Consider the following 15,556-nt stretch of genomic DNA (forward strand, 5'->3'; position numbering starts at 1 on the left):
TCACGGACTCCCGCCATCAAGCAGCCGCAGTTCGCGCCAGCTCACCCGGCGTACGCGGTTGCCGATGGGATGGGTGACCACCCCATGCATGCTGCCATCCTCGCCCACGCCACCCAGCCAATCGCCCAGGAAGCCGGGTGCGTTGGGGCCCTGCTCGACCAGGAAGCCGGACGAGGGTGCAGGCTGGCCGTTTTCGTCGAACAGATCGCCAGCGTTGCCGACGGTACCGTTGCCGTCCATGTCGAAGAAGCTGCCGCCCAGCCGGCCACCGGTGAACGGGTCCAAAGCCATGTAGTAGCCCGATCCGGTGGGATTGCACGGGTTGCTGGCGTCGGGGATGCGCGTGGTACCCAGCAGCACCCGGCCACGGAACTGTCCCGGCAGCACCATGCGTTCGCCACGGGCGCCGATGCCCGGCGAGACCAGGTCCATCACCCATCCGTCCTTGCCCGGCGCATCCAGTGCGTCGACCACGCGACCGTTGCCGGTTTCGGCGGTGATGCGCACCGTGGCCAGGCCACTGCGCCCGGCGATCACCTGCCCCCGGTCGCGCAGGCCGTACCACGACTGCACGGCCTGCCTGCCCAGGTCGGCCACTTCCAGCAGCGCACCGGTGCCGACAAACACCCAGGTTTCGGCGGTGTCCGGATTGCGCGCGACCAGTGGCGCCGCCGTGATCGGTTGCGGCACCGCCCCCGCTGCCGCGCTGAACAGCCGTGTGCTGCGCCCGGCCACGAGGTCCACCCGATGGACGCCGCCCTGGCGGTCGCCCACATACGCCGTTTCAGCAAAACCATCGCGGTCGGCGTCCCACGGGCGCACGGCGGCAGCGCCACCGCCGCGCGCGTCCAGCAGCACGCTCTTCAGTTCGCCCGTGGCCAGGCCGATGCTGAGCAGGCGTGAACTGCCATCCTTGGCATCCACGCCATTGCCCAGCAGCACGCGCCAATCGCCATCGGCGACCTGGGCCACCATCGGCTTGCCCAGTACCCGGCCCAGGCCGGGAGCATCGGCGGCGCTGCGTTCCCACAGCAGGTCGGGACGCTCAGGATCGGTGACGTCCAACGCAAAGATGCCGGCACCGCCGCGCCCCAGCGTGCCCACCAGCACGGTCCGCCAGGCACCACCGAGGTAGGCGTCCGCCACGGTCAGCTCGCCATCGACGCTGTAGTGGTGTTCGTAGCCTTCGCGGGTGTAATCCCGCAGATGGGCGTTGATGGCGGCCGCCGGCATGAAGCCAAACCGCTCGACACCGTTGGCTGCATCGAACCCATGCAGCATGCCGTCGTTGGCGCCCACATAGATCATGGCGCGACGTGAGGCGTGCGCCTCCGCAAATGCGCCATAGCGGTCGGCCCCCTGGAAGCGCCGTTGCGCATGCAGCCGCGGGTTGGGCGCGCCGGCATGGACCGGCGATGAATTGACGATGTCGCCCAGCGCACTGGCACGCAGCCGCAGCCCGGACGTGCCCTCATGGGCCCGGTCACCGGCCAGGTAGTCCAGCACCTCCGGGCTGCCCAGCGTGGTCTTCGCACTCTGTTCCAGCGCGGACCACTGCAGCGGCAGCATGCGGCCGCCGCGGCTGGTGTACAGCGCGCGCGAACGCCAATCGCGGGCATCCAGCTGCGCCGCCGCGCTCCACGCGGGCGCACCTGCCGACGGCACCCCGGTAGCGGGGTCGATGGCATGGGCCAGCAGATCCCCGCTCCAGCTGCCGGTGCGGTAGGACGCGGAGAACACGCGGCCCTCGGCATCAAGCGCACCGCCATTGCTGGCCAGCGCCGAACCCGAGCCCGGCTTGGGCTGGGTGATCATGCCGAAGGCTTCTTCCAGGCTGGTGACCATGCGCACCGCATCCGCTGCGGCAAAGAACGTGCGCGGCCGCCGCTCGCGGGCATCACCGTTGACCAGATCCCTGCCGTTCCACCACCACGCGTCGGCCAGCGGTGGCGCAGCGGGATTGAACGGGTCGAAGCCTTCGGGCACGTGGAAGCCGCCGTACTTGGTGGCAAGGACATACTGGTTGCGGTTGATCTTGTAGTCGCGCTGGTCGAGCACATCCACCCAGTAGGTGCGCATCGTCTGCAGGCCGGGAAGCCCGTTGGGCGCTGCGTCGGGCCGCAGGTCGGTGGTGTTGGCCAGGTACGCCAGCGCGGCGATGTAGGCGGAATTGAAGGAGCCGAACTGCCCGTTGTACTGCGGCGCCTTTGCAAGCGACTCGGCATCTGCCGATGAGAACCCCTCCATCCGCCACACCTGGGTCATCGCCCGGACGACATCGTAGGAGGTATCACCGGCGACCGCGGCGGGCTTGGACCATCCTTCGCCATTGCCTGGCGTCGGGCCGGGCAGATTCTTGTCGAACCAGGTGTTGGTATCGCCGATACCGAGCAGGGTGTTGCCCTGGCAGGCATACGTCATCGGATCATCCCACTGCTGGATCACGGGAAAGCCATCGGCCTGGCGGTAGCGGGTCTGCGGGTCACTGTGCAGGGCGCTGAATTCGGCGACATTGCCAATGCCGCGCACATAGCGCGTGGCGGCGTAGTACAGCTCGCTGACGTTGTCGTACATCTTGGGCGGGCGGCCGGTGTTCATCTGCCCGAAGCGGTTGATGTAGTTGATGACGCCGCTGTCGGCCACGCCTGCGCCGGTTGCCGCTGCATCGGCCGGGTCCGGGTTTCGAAGCTGCACGCCGGTTTTCGCATCCCATTCCGCATGGGGGTTGATGATCGCCGGCTTGATCGGATCGGGCTGCAACGGACCGATGAATTTCTGCCGGGCGCGCAGCACGCCGCCATCCGGTGCCGGCTCGCTGCCGCCGTAGGGATTGGAACCGCCATTGTTGATGTAGCTCAGCACCGAATAGCGCAGCTCGCCGCTGTAGCGCTGCAGCAGTCCTTCCGGCTTGGCACCGCTGGCGTAGGCCACGCAGTTGGCTTCCAGCCCGACGCTGGGCACGCAGACCTTGACCCGCACGCTGAGCTCGTAGATCTCCGCTTCGTCGCCCGGTGCGCCGTTGGCAGAGGGCTGGAGCCGATGCGCGGGGTTGGACGGATCGTAGGGAATGGCCGTGCTCGCCGCTTCGATGTCTCCCGTCGAGGTGAAGTACAGCCGGGCCCCGAGGCCATCGACCCGGGTGCGCAAGCTCGGCCAGTGCGCTGGCGTGGCACCGTGGACCAGACCTGGATCACCTGCGTTGCCGGCGGGAATGCGCGTGGTCGGAAAGAAACCGTGACCGCCGCTCATGCTGAAATCGGCCTTTTCCAGCCAGGTTTCCCCCGGCAGGTCGCGCACGCGGTAGCCACCGGTGAGCGCCTTGCGGAACGGATCGATGGTCTGCGTGGTGGCCCAGTTCAGATAGTGGCCATCCCAGTGCTGCCCGGCGCAGATGCCACCACCGCGCAGCGACACGGGCGCGAAGTGGCGATCGGCTTCATTGGCGGCATATACGTAGCGGTAGCACTTGTTGGAATCGAAGTAGCCGTCGTAGGACGCCGCGCGGCGGTAGGCTTCGAAATTGGCGGCACTGATGAGCGTGGGGAATTCGACCGAGGCGACCAGCACCAGGTTGCCCGGCACCTTGATCTCCGATGACAGGGGCGCCTGCGCGACCTGCGCACCGGCGGGCGGCGCCCCCATCGCGCCAGCCAGGCCTGCACACAGCCCCAGCGACACGGCACGCGGGGAGAACAACGGTGACATACCCATCTATGGAACCTCACTCACGAACGATGGTGGCCTGCAGCAGGACCTGCGAGCGGTGCGGTGCGGCCAGCGGATCAGAGCCGCGTGCAACGACGCGATAGAACTCAGCTTCGACACGGCCTGGGTCCTGGCCGTAGTTCGGCTCGTCTTCCAGGCCCATTTCGACCTGGGTCTCGCGCCGCCCCAGGTACTGCACGGTGAACGCGGGTGGGCCGGCACCGAGCCCGTCGGTCTGCAGGTCTGCCGCTTCGATCCATTCCCGCGCGGGCGCCGCCACCCCACTCAGCGCCGGATGCGGCAGGCAGAGCGGATCGGCTGCACTGGCCTGCGGCGAGCAGTCACGCCCCGGCGGCACGCCTTCTGCGAGGGCGGCGGCCACGGCCCGCTCGGCCTCCTTCAGCGCATGCTCTGCATTCTGTACGGCCATCGCGCGGTCACGGACACCGGAGGTCATGCGTTCCTGCAGCAGGCTGGTGCGCAGGCTCACCACCAGCAGCAGCGACACCAGCAGCAGGATGACCAGCACCGCGAAGAGGGCAATGCCGCGCTGCCGCGTGAGGGGTCGCCTGTTCATGGCAGCCGGTTCCGCAGGGTGAAGGTCTGCTGGAAGCGGCGCACGATGCGCGCTTCCGTGGCGGGGCCAGTGGAGGTTTCCAGCTGCAGCTGCACATCGACCGCGCGCACCTGGCCCCACTGGGAGGCGGGGATCTTCTCGCCGGGCAGATAGTCGGCCTGTCCGGCGAGCAGATAGCGCAGCGAGAACCCGGTGACACCACTGGCGACAACGCCACCGCCGACCACGGCGCCATCGACCAGCTGCTGGCGGTACAGCGAGGCCACGCCCTGGTCATCATTGCCCACGAACCAGCGCACCTGCTGCGGCAGCCCGAAGGCCGTGTCCGCGCCGAACCGGTGGAGCGAGGCGCGCGGTGGCGTTCCGGTCGGGCATGCGTCGCCGGTCGCAAAGTAGCCCACGCAGTTTGCCGGCGCCGCGTGCCCGATGGCCGCACCGGTGGCCGTTACCCGCATCAGCACGGTGCGGCTGAAGTCACAGAGCAGCAGCGGTGAACCGAGGTCGGGCAGGTCCTTGCCGGTGACGGCCACGGGCGCGTCGGAGGCCTGGTGCTCGCGCACGCCCAGGGCCAGCGGCGTCACCGTCCACACCTGCAGTGCCGGCATCCCGGGCAGGCGCTCCCCCAGCGCCGTGCCCGTGCCGAGCACCGGATCGACCAGGCCGGCGCCTGCGGCAGCCGCCAGGCCGACCAGTGGCTCATCGAAGCTCATCCAGAACGGCCGCTGGCGGTCGGCAAGCAGGCTGTGCACGGCGTGGCGCTGGTCGCAGAGCCGGTCTCCAGCGCCACGGATGTCATGGCCGATCAGCGCCATGGCCAGGCGGCCGGCCTCCTGCACGCGGGCGACGCCCAGGGTGTCCTGCGTGCCCCGCAGCGAGCCGAGGTAGAAGTGCAGGCAGGCCCCCAGCACCAGCAGGCCCAGGATCATGGCCACCAGCAGCTCGACCAGGGTCAGGCCACGCGCATGACGTGCGTTCATGGCGCGACCCCGAGCACCAGGCGCGAACGCTGCGGGCCTTCCCCGCCCGCAGCGCGGCTGTCATCCCAGTGCACCACCACCTGGCACACACCCTCCTTGCAGGCGACGCTGCCGCAGGCACCGGCCTGGGCCCCCATGCCCGCCGCCAGTGCCGCCATCCAGCGTCCGAGATCCTGCTGGGCGAGATCACCCGTGGGTGGAGCATCGCCAACGCATCGGTCGCCGGCAGTGCTGTAACGGCCCTCGATCATCGCCACGCGATTGGCGCGCATGGCGTCGGCCAGGCTGGCACTGGCCTGTACGGCGAGGGTGGCGTTCAACGAGCCCTGCGTGCGGCGCAACGCACTGGCATGCGCCATGGCGGCGGCCAACCCGCCGACAGCCAGCAGCAGCACCGCCACCAGCACCTCGATCAGGCTGGAGCCCGCCTGCCTGCCTCGCGGCCGCGCCGCACCGGACACCCGGCGCTTCATCGGCATTCCCCCACCGTGCTGGGCGGCAGGCGCAGCTGCACCCCACCCAGGGCTTCCAGCGCCTGCCTTCGCTGGGCGCGCTCGCTGCACACCGTCAGCGTGCCGTCCTGCAGCCGGCTGCCCGCCTGATGGAACCTGCCGTCCGCCCGGAACTGGATGCCGGAGGCAAACAGGCCCATCGTCTGCACGGACACCGCGGGGGGAATGTGGCCCCGGCGCAGGATTTCCCCGGCACTGCTGCGGACGATCCACTGCTGCCAGTGGCCACCATCGCAGTCCAGGCCGCCCACCGACCCGCAGACCTGGACAGGGCCGTTGCGGCGTACCGATTCCTGCCGCGCATACTGCATCGCGACGAACAGATCGTTGGCGGCGGCGGTCACCTGGTTGCGCGCGATCACTCTGGACTGCGCGGGCAGCGCAACCGCTGCCAGGATGCCCAGCACCGCCAGGGTGACCAGCAGTTCCAGCAGGGTGAAGCCCGGTGCGAGGGCGCGGCGCAATGGGGTCGAGGGCATGGCTGCCACGTGGAGGACGGTGGGAAGTTGCATCCACCTTGGGCACGCCGGCCCCTGCAGCGCTATTCCACGATTTGTATTCTGCAGCGGGCCCAACGCGCTGCAGCGGGCTCAACCAGCCGCATACGCCTGCGGCTGGGCGCATCCGGGCACGTCACCGCTTCGCTGCCGGGCCGGTGAAAAAGCGGGCCACCGCGTACGGGCCATGCGCACACGGTCAGCCGTATGGCCGAAAGCGACAGGACGGGGCGGCGTCCCTGTCCGGGCCCTGATGCAGGGCCCGCGCGCCGGCATTACTTGCTGCTGACGTACTTCTCGCGGCGGATCTGCGGGTTGCCCAGCCCGGCATCCTTCAGCGCTTCGGCGCAGGCATCGACCATGTCGGGGTTGCCGCACAGGTAGGCGATGTCGGTGGCCGGGTCCGGGGCGAAGCCGGCCAGGGCCTGCTGCACGTAGCCGTGCTGCACGTCCGGGTGCGGATCGGCCGGCAGTTCGCGCGACAGGCACGGCACATAGCGGAAGTTCGGGTGCTTTTCGGCGAAGCTGTAGAAATCTTCGCTGTACAGCAGCTCACCCGGGCTGCGCGCGCCCTGCAGCAGGACGACCTGCACGCCGCGCTCGGCCATGGCCGTTTCCAGCAGCGGCAGCATCGACCGGTACGGGGTGACGCCGGTGCCGGTGGCGATCAGCAGGTAGCGGGCATTGTGGTCGCCGGGGTTCAGGCAGAAGCGGCCGTAGGGGCCGGACGCACTGACCTGGCCACCGAGGTCCAGCGCCTCGAACAGTGCCGTAGCGGCGCCGCCGGGCACGAAGCTGACGGCGATGTCCACCGCCTCGCCCGGGCCCAGCGCGTGGTCGTGGATGGTCGCCAGCGAGTAGCTGCGCTTGGTTTCGGTGCCATCGGCGTAGCTGAAATGGACCTGGATGAACTGGCCGGGCTGGAAATCCAGCGGCTGGCCGTCATCACGCACGAACTGGTAGTGGCCGACGGTGGGCGCCAGCATGCGGCGGCCGACCAGCTTGATGGGGAATTGGACAGGCACGACTTTTCGGGACAGTGTGTAGCCGGGGCAAGCCCTCGGGGTCTTCTATAATAGCCCCTCCCCGCCCCTCTCCAGCGCCAGCCCATGGGCGCGAAGGCTTCGAGCTTGGCTTCCCTGAACGATACGGCGCCCGCCCTGCGCGTGCGCGACCTGCGCAAGACCTACGACAACGGCACCCAGGCCCTGAAAGGGGTTTCCCTGGAGGTCGCCCCGGGCGATTTCTTCGCCCTGCTCGGCCCCAACGGCGCCGGCAAGTCCACCCTGATCGGCATCATCAGCTCCCTGGTCAACCTCAGCGAGGGCCAGGTGGAAGTGTTCGGCAGCGACCTGGTGCGCAACCGCAGCGCCACCATGCGCCTGATCGGCCTGGTGCCGCAGGAAATCAACTTCAACCTGTTCGAGAAGCCCTTCGACATCCTGGTCAACTACGCCGGTTTCTACGGCGTGGCCCGCGAGGAAGCGGAGCAGCGCGCCGAAGAGGAACTCAAGCGTGCGCACCTGTGGGAAAAGGCGCAGGTGATGAGCCGCACCCTGTCCGGTGGCATGAAGCGCCGCCTGATGATCGCCCGCGCGATGATGACCCGCCCGCGCCTGCTGATCCTCGACGAGCCGACCGCCGGCGTGGACATCGAGATCCGCCGCGACATGTGGCGGGTGCTGAAGGAGATCAATGCCGCCGGCACCACGATCATCCTCACCACCCACTACCTGGAAGAAGCCGAGTACCTGTGCCGCCACCTGGCCATCATCAACCATGGCCAGATCGTCGAGCAGGGGCCGATGCGCACCCTGCTGGCCAAGCTGGACGTGGAAGGCTTCCTGCTGGACATCGACGGTGAACTGCCCGCGCAGCTGCCGGTGATCGAGGGCGCCACCCTCACTGCGCCGGACGCGCACACCCTGGACATCGACATGCCGCGCGCGATGGACCTCAACCGCGTGTTCGCCACGCTGAACGAGGCCGGCATCCGCGTGCGTTCGATGCGTACCAAGAGCAACCGCCTGGAGGAACTGTTCGTGCGCCTCACCGGCAACCAGGAGAAAACCGCATGAGCGGCACCCCGAACACGCCCGCGGCACCGATCACCGATGGCCAGCGCAACCGCATCGCCCTGATGACCATCGTGCGCCGCGAAGTGGCGCGCATCCTGCGCATCTGGGGCCAGACCCTGGTGCCGCCGGCGATCACCATGACCCTGTACTTCCTCATCTTCGGCGGCCTGATCGGCTCGCGCGTGGGTGACATGGGCGGCTACAGCTACATGCAGTTCATCGTGCCGGGCCTGGTGATGATGAGCGTGATCCAGAACAGCTACGGCAACATCAGCTCCTCGTTCTTCGGCGCCAAGTTCGGCCGCCACGTGGAAGAGCTGCTGGTCAGCCCGATGCCGAACTGGGTGATCCTGTGGGGCTACGTGGCCGGTGCGGTGCTGCGCGGCCTGATGGTGGGCGTGATCGTGCTGATCATCGCCATGTTCTTCACCCCGGTGCGCATCCCGCACCCGCTGGTGACGCTGACCACGGTGATCCTGGGCGCGACGATCTTCTCGCTGGCCGGCTTCATCAATGCGGTGTACGCCAAGAAGTTCGATGACGTGGCGATCGTGCCGACCTTCATCCTGACCCCGCTGACCTACCTGGGCGGCGTGTTCTATTCGGTGAAGCTGCTGCCGACCTGGGCCGAGGCGGCCACCCACGCCAACCCGATCTTCTACATGGTCAATGCGTTCCGCTATGGCCTGCTGGGCAGCAGTGACGTGCCGGTGTGGGTGGCCTATGCGCTGATGCTCGGCTTCGTGGTGGTGCTGACGGCGCTGGCGCTGTGGCTGCTGCGGCGTGGCGTGGGCATGCGCAGCTGAGGGGTGCCTGCAGGGCCTGCGGCCCTGCACCCGCTGCAAGCCAGAGCAACGTCAACGTCAAAAGCTGGGTGTCCGTGGGTTGGCGAGGTGGGTCCGGTTGAGGGGGACGCCGTAAACCCATCCATGGGGGCTTGGTCGCGCCTTCCATGGCGCTCACACCCCCTCAACCGGACCCACCCCGCCTTCGACGGTTGGCCGGTGGCCAGTAGATCCACGCCATGCGTGGATGAGGCGTAAACCTGTAGAGCCGGGCCAATGCCCGGCTCTTTTTTTGCCTGCGATCTCCGGCACAATCGGGGGTCGAACACTCCCCCCAGAAAACGGTGAACGTGCAATGCGCATCCTGATTCTCGGCGCCGGTGGCACCGGCGGTTACTTTGGCGGCCGCCTGGCCCAGGCCGGCGTGGACGTGACCTTCCTGGTCCGCCCGACCCGCGCCAGCCAGCTCGACCGTGATGGCCTGGTCATCCGCAGCCCCGTCGGCGATGCCAGCTTCCCGGTGCAGCACGTCACTGCCGACGCCCTGCCCGCGCTTGCGGCACAGCAGCCGTTCGACCTGGTCATCCTCAGCTGCAAGGCCTACGACCTGGACAGCTCGATTGACGCGATTGCCCCGGCAATGGGGGCGCACACCACCGTACTGCCCATCCTCAACGGCCTGCACCACTACGGCGCGCTCGATGCACGCTTCGGCCGCGAGGCCGTGCTCGGCGGCCTGTGCTTCATCAGCGCTACCAAGGCGCCCGATGGTGCGGTGCTGCACCTGGGCAAGCCCGCCAAGCTGACCTTCGGCGAGCGCGACGGTGGTGCGATCTCCGACCGCGTGCGTGCCTTCGCTGCTGCCTGCGCGCAGGCCAACCTGGACCACCTGGCCAGCGCGCAGATCGGCCAGGAACAGTGGATCAAGTACACCTTCCTGACCGCGCTGGCCGCGGCCACCTGCCTGCTGCGCGCGGACATCGGCACGATCGTCGCCACCGATGACGGCGAAGCCATCGTGCGCGGCCTGTACGACGAATGCCTGGCCGTGGCCGAAGCGGCCGGCGAACCGGTGCCGCAGGCCGCGCAGGACACCGCGCGCGGCACCCTCACCCAGGCCGGCTCCGCCCTGAAGGCCTCGATGCTGCGTGACCTGGAAGCCGGCCAGCAGGTGGAAGCGGCGCACATCGTCGGCGACATGCTGGCGCGCGCACGCAAGGCCGACCAGGAGGGCCTGCTGCTGCAGGTCGCCTACAGCAGCCTGCAGGCCTACCAGGCACAGCGCAGCGCGTGATGGCCGCCGTGGCGCCCGCGGCCCTGCCGTCGCCGCTGCTGATCCTCGGCATGGGCTGGAGCGGCCGCGTGCTGGCCGCCCGGTTGCAGGCGCGTGGCGTGCAGGTCGCCGGCACGGTGCGCGATCCGGCCGCGGTGGCCGACGATGGGCTGCGGCGGCGCCGCCTGCACGCCGATGCCGCGCCATCGCCTTCACTCCTGCAGGACATCGCACAGGCGCAGGCCGTGCTCTGCAGCGTGCCACCCGATGCACAGGGCGACCCTGCGCTGCGCCAGCTGCTGCCCGCCCTGCGGGCAAGCCCCTCGCTGCGCTGGATCGGTTACCTGTCATCGACCGCGGTCTATGCCGACCGCGGCGGTCGCTGGATCGACGAAAGCAGCGTGGCCGATGCCAGCGAAGCGGCGGGCGTGCAACGTCGCCTGGCCGAGGCGCAGTGGCAGGCACTGGCCGATGAACGCGGCATCGCCTCGGCGGTCTTCCGCCTGCCGGGGCTGTACGGCCCGGGCCGCAATGCCTTGCTGCAGCTGGCTGAAGGACGCGCCCGCCACGTGGTGCGCCCCGGGCTGGTGTTCAACCGGCTGCACGTGGAGGATCTGGCGGCGGTGGTCATCGCGGCGATACAGCGGCCCACGCGGGATGGACTGTATCTGCCCGCCGATGACGAACCGGCGCCACCGCAGGACGTGCTGGCGTACGCCGCGAAGCTGGGCGGCTTCACGCTGCCACCGGCGGTGGCCTGGGATGACCCGGCAGTGAGTGCGACGCTGCGGCGGTTCTACCAGAGCAACAAGCGCATCGACAGTCGCGGCACGCGCGAGGCACTGGGGTGGACGCCGCAGTTTGCGACGTACCGGGAGGGGCTGGAGGCGCTGGCCGGGCATGGTCTGGCTGGACTGCGCGGCGTCTGATTCCAACCGCTTCGCTCGCCGGGCATGGCCCGCGCTACCGCGCGGCGTCTGATTCCACCCGCTTCGCTCGCCGGGCGTGGCCCGGCGCTACCGCGCGGCGCCTGATTCCAACCGCTTCGCTCGCCGGGCGTGGCCCGCGCTACCGCGCGGCGTCTGATCGGGTAGTGCCGGCCGCTGGCCGGCAATCCACCGTGCTGCCGGCCAGCGGCCGGCACTACCGGGTCAGGTCGCGTCGGGCAGGCGGAAGAACGTGCGCGTGGCGGCGGTGGCGTTGGCGGCGGTCACTGCCACGTCTTCGCCACGGTCGCGGGCCAGTTCCTCGACGATGTGCGAAAGGAACATCGGTTCGTTGCGGCGGTCCTTCGGCATCGGCTTCAGCGTGCGCGGCAGCAGGTACGGCGCGTCGGTCTCGATCATCAGGCGGTTGGGCGGGATGTTCTTCACCAGCTCGCGCAGGTGCGCGCCACGGCGCTCGTCGCACAGCCAGCCGGTGATGCCGATGTACCAGTCCTGGTCGAGGTAGTCGAACAGCTCATCGCGCTCGCCGGTGAAGCAATGTACCACCGCCGGGCCAAGGCGGCCGTCGAAGTTCTTCATCTGCGCCATGAAATCTGCATGCGCATCGCGCTGGTGCAGGAACAGCGGCTTGCCAGTGTCCGCAGCCAGCTGCAGCTGGCGCTCGAATGCGCGGTGCTGGGACGGGCGCGGCGAGAAATCACGGAAGTAATCCAGGCCGCATTCGCCTACCGCCACCACTTCCGGGTGCGCATGCAGCGCGCGCATTTCGGCATCGCATTCCTCGGTGTATTCCACCGCGTGATGCGGATGCACGCCGGCCGTGGCGTACAGGAAACCCGGGTGCTGCTGGGCCAGCTGCAGGGCCAGCGGCGAGTGCTCGCGGCTGGCACCGGTGATGACCATCTGCACCACGCCAGCCTGCCGTGCGCGGTCCAGTACGGCATCGCGGTCGCGGTCGAAGGAGTCGTGGGTCAGGTTGGCGCCGATATCGATCAGGTGCATGGTCATCGCGGGGGAAAAGTGCCCGCGCATTGTACCCGCGCCGGCCATGGCCCCTTATCCTTTGCACATGAACGCCCCGCTCTTCCCGATTTCCCCGCTGCTGCCGCAGATCCAGCAGCACCTGGCCGCACAGCCGCGCCTGGTGCTGGAAGCACCGCCCGGTGCCGGCAAGACCACCCAGGTGCCACTGGCCCTGCTCGATGCACCGTGGCTGCAGGACCGGAAGATCATCCTGCTGGAACCGCGCCGGGTGGCCGCGCGCAGTGCCGCGCTGTTCATGGCGCGGCAGCTGGGCGAGGACGTGGGCGGCACCGTCGGTTACCGCATCCGCTTCGAGAACAAGGTCTCGGCGCGCACGCGGATTGAAGTCGTCACCGAGGGCATCCTGACCCGCATGCTGCAGGACGACCCGATGCTGGAAACGGTCGGCGCGATCCTGTTCGATGAATTCCACGAGCGCCATCTCAGCGGCGACCTCGGCCTGGCCCTGGCGCTGGACGTGCAGGCGCAGCTGCGCGACGACCTGCGCCTGGTGGTGATGTCGGCCACGCTGGATGGCGAGCGGCTGGCGCGTTTCCTCGATGCGCCACGCCTCAGCAGCGAAGGACGCAGTTACCCGGTGGCGATCAGCCACTTCTCGGCACGCCGCGATGAGGCGCTGGAACTGCAGGTGCGCCGCGCCGTGCAGCAGGCCCTGGCCGACCATCCCGGCGACCTGCTGGTGTTCCTGCCCGGCCAGCGCGAGATCGCGCGGGTGCAGGCGGGCCTGCAGGAATCGCTCGATGGCGGTGTCGAAGTGCTGGCGCTGCACGGCGAGCTGCCGGTGGAACAGCAGGCACGCGTGCTGCAGGCCGCCAGCGATGGCCGCCGCCGCGTGGTGCTGGCCACCAACGTGGCCGAATCTTCGGTGACGTTGCCCGGCGTGCGCGTGGTGATCGACAGCGGCCAGGCGCGCGAGCCGCGCTACGACCCCAACAGTGGCTTCACCCGTCTGGACGTGGTGGCCATCGCGCAGGCGTCGGCCGACCAGCGTGCTGGACGCGCCGGTCGCGTGGCCGAGGGCGTGGCGTGGCGGCTGTGGCCGCAGTCGCAGCGGCTGGAGCCACAGCGCCGCGCCGAGATCGACCAGGTGGAACTGGCTGGGCTGGCGCTGGAACTGGCCGCGTGGGGCAGCAGCGATCTGCGTTTCCTCGACCCGCCGCCCTCCGGCCCGATGGCTGCCGCACGCGAACTGCTGCAGCGGCTGGGCGCGCTGTCGGACACCGGCGCGATCACCGCGCTGGGCCGTCGCGTGCTGGCGCTGGGCACCCACCCGCGCATGGCGGCGATGCTGCTGGCCGCACCCGATGCACGCGCGCAGGCGCTGGCCGCCGATCTGGCCGCGCTGCTGGAGGCACGCGATCCGCTGCGCCTGGGGGGTGATGCGCTGGCGGCACGCTGGCGTGCGCTGGCCGCCTTCCGCAATGGCGGCGCACCGTCCGATGCCAACCGCAGCGGCCTGGCCGCCATCGATGCGGCTGCCAGGCAATGGCGCCGACGCCTGCGCTGTGATTCCACTCCACCGGCCAGCATCGAGGCGCATGAGCTGGGCGACCTGCTGGCGCACGCCTTCCCCGATCGCATCGCCTTCCAGCACCCCAGCGACCCGCTGCGCTACCTGCTGGCCAATGGCCGCAGCGCGCGCCTGCACGAACTGAGCGATCTGCGCGGCGAACCCTGGCTGGTGGCCAGCGAACTGCGCTTCGAGGCACGCGACGCGCTGCTGCTGCGCGCTGCACCGGTGGATGAGAATGGCCTGCGCAAGGCGTGCCCGGAGCGCTTCGTGACCGAGGACGCCGTGCGCTGGGACAGCGAACGCCGCGCCCTGGTGGCCCTGCGCGAAACCCGCTTTGATCGCATCGTGCTGGACAGCCGCTCGGCCGGCCGGGTCGATCCGCAGCAGGCCGCGCAGGCGTTGACCGATGCGGTCGCCGAGCTGGGCCTGTCCGCGCTGCCGTGGACGGAGGGCCTGCGCCAGTGGCAGGCCCGGGTGGAATCACTGCGCCGCTGGATGCCCGAGCTCGGCCTGCCCGACTGCAGCGAAGATGCCCTGCTGGCCACGCGCGCGCAGTGGCTGCAGCCGGCGTTTGCCGGCAAGACGCGGCTGGATGCGCTGGACGAAGCCAGCTTCGGCGAAGCGCTGAAGTCGCCGCTGGAGTGGTCGCAGCGGCAGCTGGTGGAGCGCCATGCGCCGACCCGCATCACCGTGCCCTCCGGGCTGGAGCGGCCGATCAGCTACGCGCTGGACAGCGAGAGCGGCGAACCGCTGCCGCCGGTGCTGGCGGTGAAGCTGCAGGAGCTGTTCGGCCTGGCCGACACCCCGCGCATCGCCGATGGCCGCGTGCCGCTCACCCTGCACCTGCTCTCGCCCGGCGGCCGCCCGCTGCAGGTCACCCAGGACCTGCGCAACTTCTGGGAAAACACCTATGCCGAGGTGAAGAAAGAGATGAAGGGCCGCTACCCGCGCCATCCCTGGCCGGACGACCCGTGGACGGCGACCGCCACGCACCGGGCCAAGCCGCGCGGAACGTGAGGTCGGGGTCGGATCCTTTTGCAACGCAAAGGGCTCTGACCCCGCACGCGGCTGTTGGGGTCAGAGCCCTTTCCCGAGGGAAAGGGATCCGACCCCACCCTGCCTGATCCTGAATGGCCGGGGTAGAGTCACCTCATCGACTGCCCTGACTGACATACCGTTTACAGGCAGCAGGACACACTGGACTTCGACCCGAGGCAAAGGACCCCCCGCATGAGCAAGCTGACCGTAATCACCGACCGCGCCCTGGAGCGCGCCCTGGAACTGGCGCACACCGCCGGCGATGGCCTGAAGAGTGCGGGTGGCAGCCTGCGCCATCTCGGCCCGCAGGCCAGTGACTGGATCAAGACCGGCGCCGCCGTGGGTGCGGTGAAGACCGGCGGCAAGGTCGCTACCAAGTTCGTGCGCCGCAACCCGGCCGTGGCCGTGGCTGCTGCAGCCGTGGGCGTGGGCCTGCTGGGCTACGCGCTGTACCGCAAGCAGCAGAAGAAGAAGGCCGGCAACGGCCATGTGGTCAATGGCCAGGCGCAGCGCATCAACGCGCGTGACCGCCGCAACGACACCGTGGTGGACGAGCACAGCGACATCGGCAGCGACGCGTGATGTAGGCCTGCGGGTCAGAGCCCTTCCT

General features: G+C 69.4%; 13 protein-coding genes. 6 read left to right on the forward strand and 7 right to left on the reverse strand.

The window, feature by feature from the left end; all coding sequences use genetic code 11:
• The 6 genes from C1926_RS10790 to C1926_RS10815 all read right to left on the reverse strand — a co-directional run bounded on the left by C1926_RS10790 (position 1) and on the right by C1926_RS10815 (position 7,293).
• Positions 1-3,711, reverse strand: coding sequence for a PilC/PilY family type IV pilus protein (locus C1926_RS10790; RefSeq protein WP_108759190.1), 3,711 nt, complete (start codon positions 3,709-3,711; stop codon positions 1-3).
• A 10-nt stretch (positions 3,712-3,721) separates the two neighbouring features.
• A complete protein-coding gene (locus tag C1926_RS10795; RefSeq protein ID WP_108759191.1) occupies positions 3,722-4,282 on the reverse strand; it encodes a PilX N-terminal domain-containing pilus assembly protein in 561 nt (186 codons plus the stop codon).
• Positions 4,279-5,259 carry a prepilin-type N-terminal cleavage/methylation domain-containing protein gene (locus C1926_RS10800; RefSeq protein ID WP_108759192.1) on the reverse strand — a complete coding sequence of 327 codons (981 nt, stop codon included), beginning with the start codon at positions 5,257-5,259 and terminating at the stop codon, positions 4,279-4,281. Before C1926_RS10800 ends, C1926_RS10795 begins: the two co-directional genes overlap by 4 nt.
• Positions 5,256-5,732, reverse strand: coding sequence for a prepilin-type N-terminal cleavage/methylation domain-containing protein (locus C1926_RS10805; protein WP_216822008.1), 477 nt, complete (start codon positions 5,730-5,732; stop codon positions 5,256-5,258). The genes C1926_RS10800 and C1926_RS10805 overlap by 4 nt, the downstream gene beginning before the upstream one ends.
• Complete coding sequence (locus C1926_RS10810) at positions 5,729-6,250, reverse strand: GspH/FimT family pseudopilin (RefSeq protein ID WP_159095175.1); 522 nt, start codon at positions 6,248-6,250, stop codon at positions 5,729-5,731. Before C1926_RS10810 ends, C1926_RS10805 begins: the two co-directional genes overlap by 4 nt.
• Before the next feature lie 293 nt (positions 6,251-6,543).
• Complete coding sequence (locus tag C1926_RS10815; RefSeq protein ID WP_079224168.1) at positions 6,544-7,293, reverse strand: ferredoxin--NADP reductase; 750 nt, start codon at positions 7,291-7,293, stop codon at positions 6,544-6,546.
• An 84-nt stretch (positions 7,294-7,377) separates the two neighbouring features.
• Between C1926_RS10815 and C1926_RS10820 the strand changes: the two genes are divergently transcribed.
• From C1926_RS10820 to C1926_RS10835, 4 genes are all read left to right on the forward strand, one after another.
• Positions 7,378-8,346 (forward strand): ABC transporter ATP-binding protein, encoded by a 969-nt coding sequence (locus C1926_RS10820; RefSeq protein ID WP_079224169.1) that lies wholly within the window; start codon positions 7,378-7,380, stop codon positions 8,344-8,346.
• Positions 8,343-9,152: an ABC transporter permease gene (locus C1926_RS10825; RefSeq protein WP_079224171.1), complete on the forward strand. Its 810-nt coding sequence runs from the start codon at positions 8,343-8,345 to the stop codon at positions 9,150-9,152. Before C1926_RS10820 ends, C1926_RS10825 begins: the two co-directional genes overlap by 4 nt.
• 334 nt (positions 9,153-9,486) lie before the next feature.
• Positions 9,487-10,425, forward strand: a complete 939-nt coding sequence (gene panE, locus C1926_RS10830) for a 2-dehydropantoate 2-reductase (protein ID WP_108759195.1) — start codon at positions 9,487-9,489, stop codon at positions 10,423-10,425.
• On the forward strand, positions 10,425-11,333 hold the full coding sequence (locus tag C1926_RS10835; RefSeq protein ID WP_108759196.1) for an NAD-dependent epimerase/dehydratase family protein: 909 nt from the start codon (positions 10,425-10,427) through the stop codon (positions 11,331-11,333). The genes panE and C1926_RS10835 overlap by 1 nt, the downstream gene beginning before the upstream one ends.
• A 222-nt stretch (positions 11,334-11,555) precedes the next feature.
• On the opposite strand, the gene C1926_RS10840 is transcribed toward C1926_RS10835, so the two are convergent.
• Entirely contained in the window at positions 11,556-12,353 is a 798-nt protein-coding gene (locus C1926_RS10840) for a TatD family hydrolase (protein ID WP_108760677.1), read from the reverse strand.
• A gap of 67 nt (positions 12,354-12,420) precedes the next feature.
• On the opposite strand from C1926_RS10840, the gene hrpB reads away from it, so the two are divergent.
• Together hrpB and C1926_RS10850 are read left to right on the forward strand one after the other, a co-directional pair.
• Complete coding sequence (gene hrpB / locus C1926_RS10845; RefSeq protein WP_108759197.1) at positions 12,421-14,925, forward strand: ATP-dependent helicase HrpB; 2,505 nt, start codon at positions 12,421-12,423, stop codon at positions 14,923-14,925.
• Positions 14,926-15,138: 213 nt separating this feature from the next.
• On the forward strand, positions 15,139-15,528 hold the full coding sequence (locus tag C1926_RS10850) for a hypothetical protein (RefSeq protein WP_079224180.1): 390 nt from the start codon (positions 15,139-15,141) through the stop codon (positions 15,526-15,528).
• The last annotated feature ends 28 nt before the right edge of the window (positions 15,529-15,556 follow it).

Origin of the sequence: Stenotrophomonas sp. ZAC14A_NAIMI4_1 (assembly GCF_003086915.1) — a bacterium.
Taxonomy (GTDB): domain Bacteria; phylum Pseudomonadota; class Gammaproteobacteria; order Xanthomonadales; family Xanthomonadaceae; genus Stenotrophomonas.

Coding starts and splice junctions, on each gene's coding strand:
- C1926_RS10790 (WP_108759190.1), bottom strand. CDS start 3,711: ATGGGTATGTCACCGTTGTTCTCCCCGCGTGCCGTGTCGCTGGGGCTG.
- C1926_RS10795 (WP_108759191.1), bottom strand. CDS start 4,282: ATGAACAGGCGACCCCTCACGCGGCAGCGCGGCATTGCCCTCTTCGCG.
- C1926_RS10800 (WP_108759192.1), bottom strand. CDS start 5,259: ATGAACGCACGTCATGCGCGTGGCCTGACCCTGGTCGAGCTGCTGGTG.
- C1926_RS10805 (WP_216822008.1), bottom strand. CDS start 5,732: ATGAAGCGCCGGGTGTCCGGTGCGGCGCGGCCGCGAGGCAGGCAGGCG.
- C1926_RS10810 (WP_159095175.1), bottom strand. CDS start 6,250: ATGCCCTCGACCCCATTGCGCCGCGCCCTCGCACCGGGCTTCACCCTG.
- C1926_RS10820 (WP_079224169.1), top strand. CDS start 7,378: ATGGGCGCGAAGGCTTCGAGCTTGGCTTCCCTGAACGATACGGCGCCC.
- C1926_RS10825 (WP_079224171.1), top strand. CDS start 8,343: ATGAGCGGCACCCCGAACACGCCCGCGGCACCGATCACCGATGGCCAG.
- panE (WP_108759195.1), top strand. CDS start 9,487: ATGCGCATCCTGATTCTCGGCGCCGGTGGCACCGGCGGTTACTTTGGC.
- C1926_RS10835 (WP_108759196.1), top strand. CDS start 10,425: ATGGCCGCCGTGGCGCCCGCGGCCCTGCCGTCGCCGCTGCTGATCCTC.
- C1926_RS10840 (WP_108760677.1), bottom strand. CDS start 12,353: ATGCACCTGATCGATATCGGCGCCAACCTGACCCACGACTCCTTCGAC.
- hrpB (WP_108759197.1), top strand. CDS start 12,421: ATGAACGCCCCGCTCTTCCCGATTTCCCCGCTGCTGCCGCAGATCCAG.
- C1926_RS10850 (WP_079224180.1), top strand. CDS start 15,139: ATGAGCAAGCTGACCGTAATCACCGACCGCGCCCTGGAGCGCGCCCTG.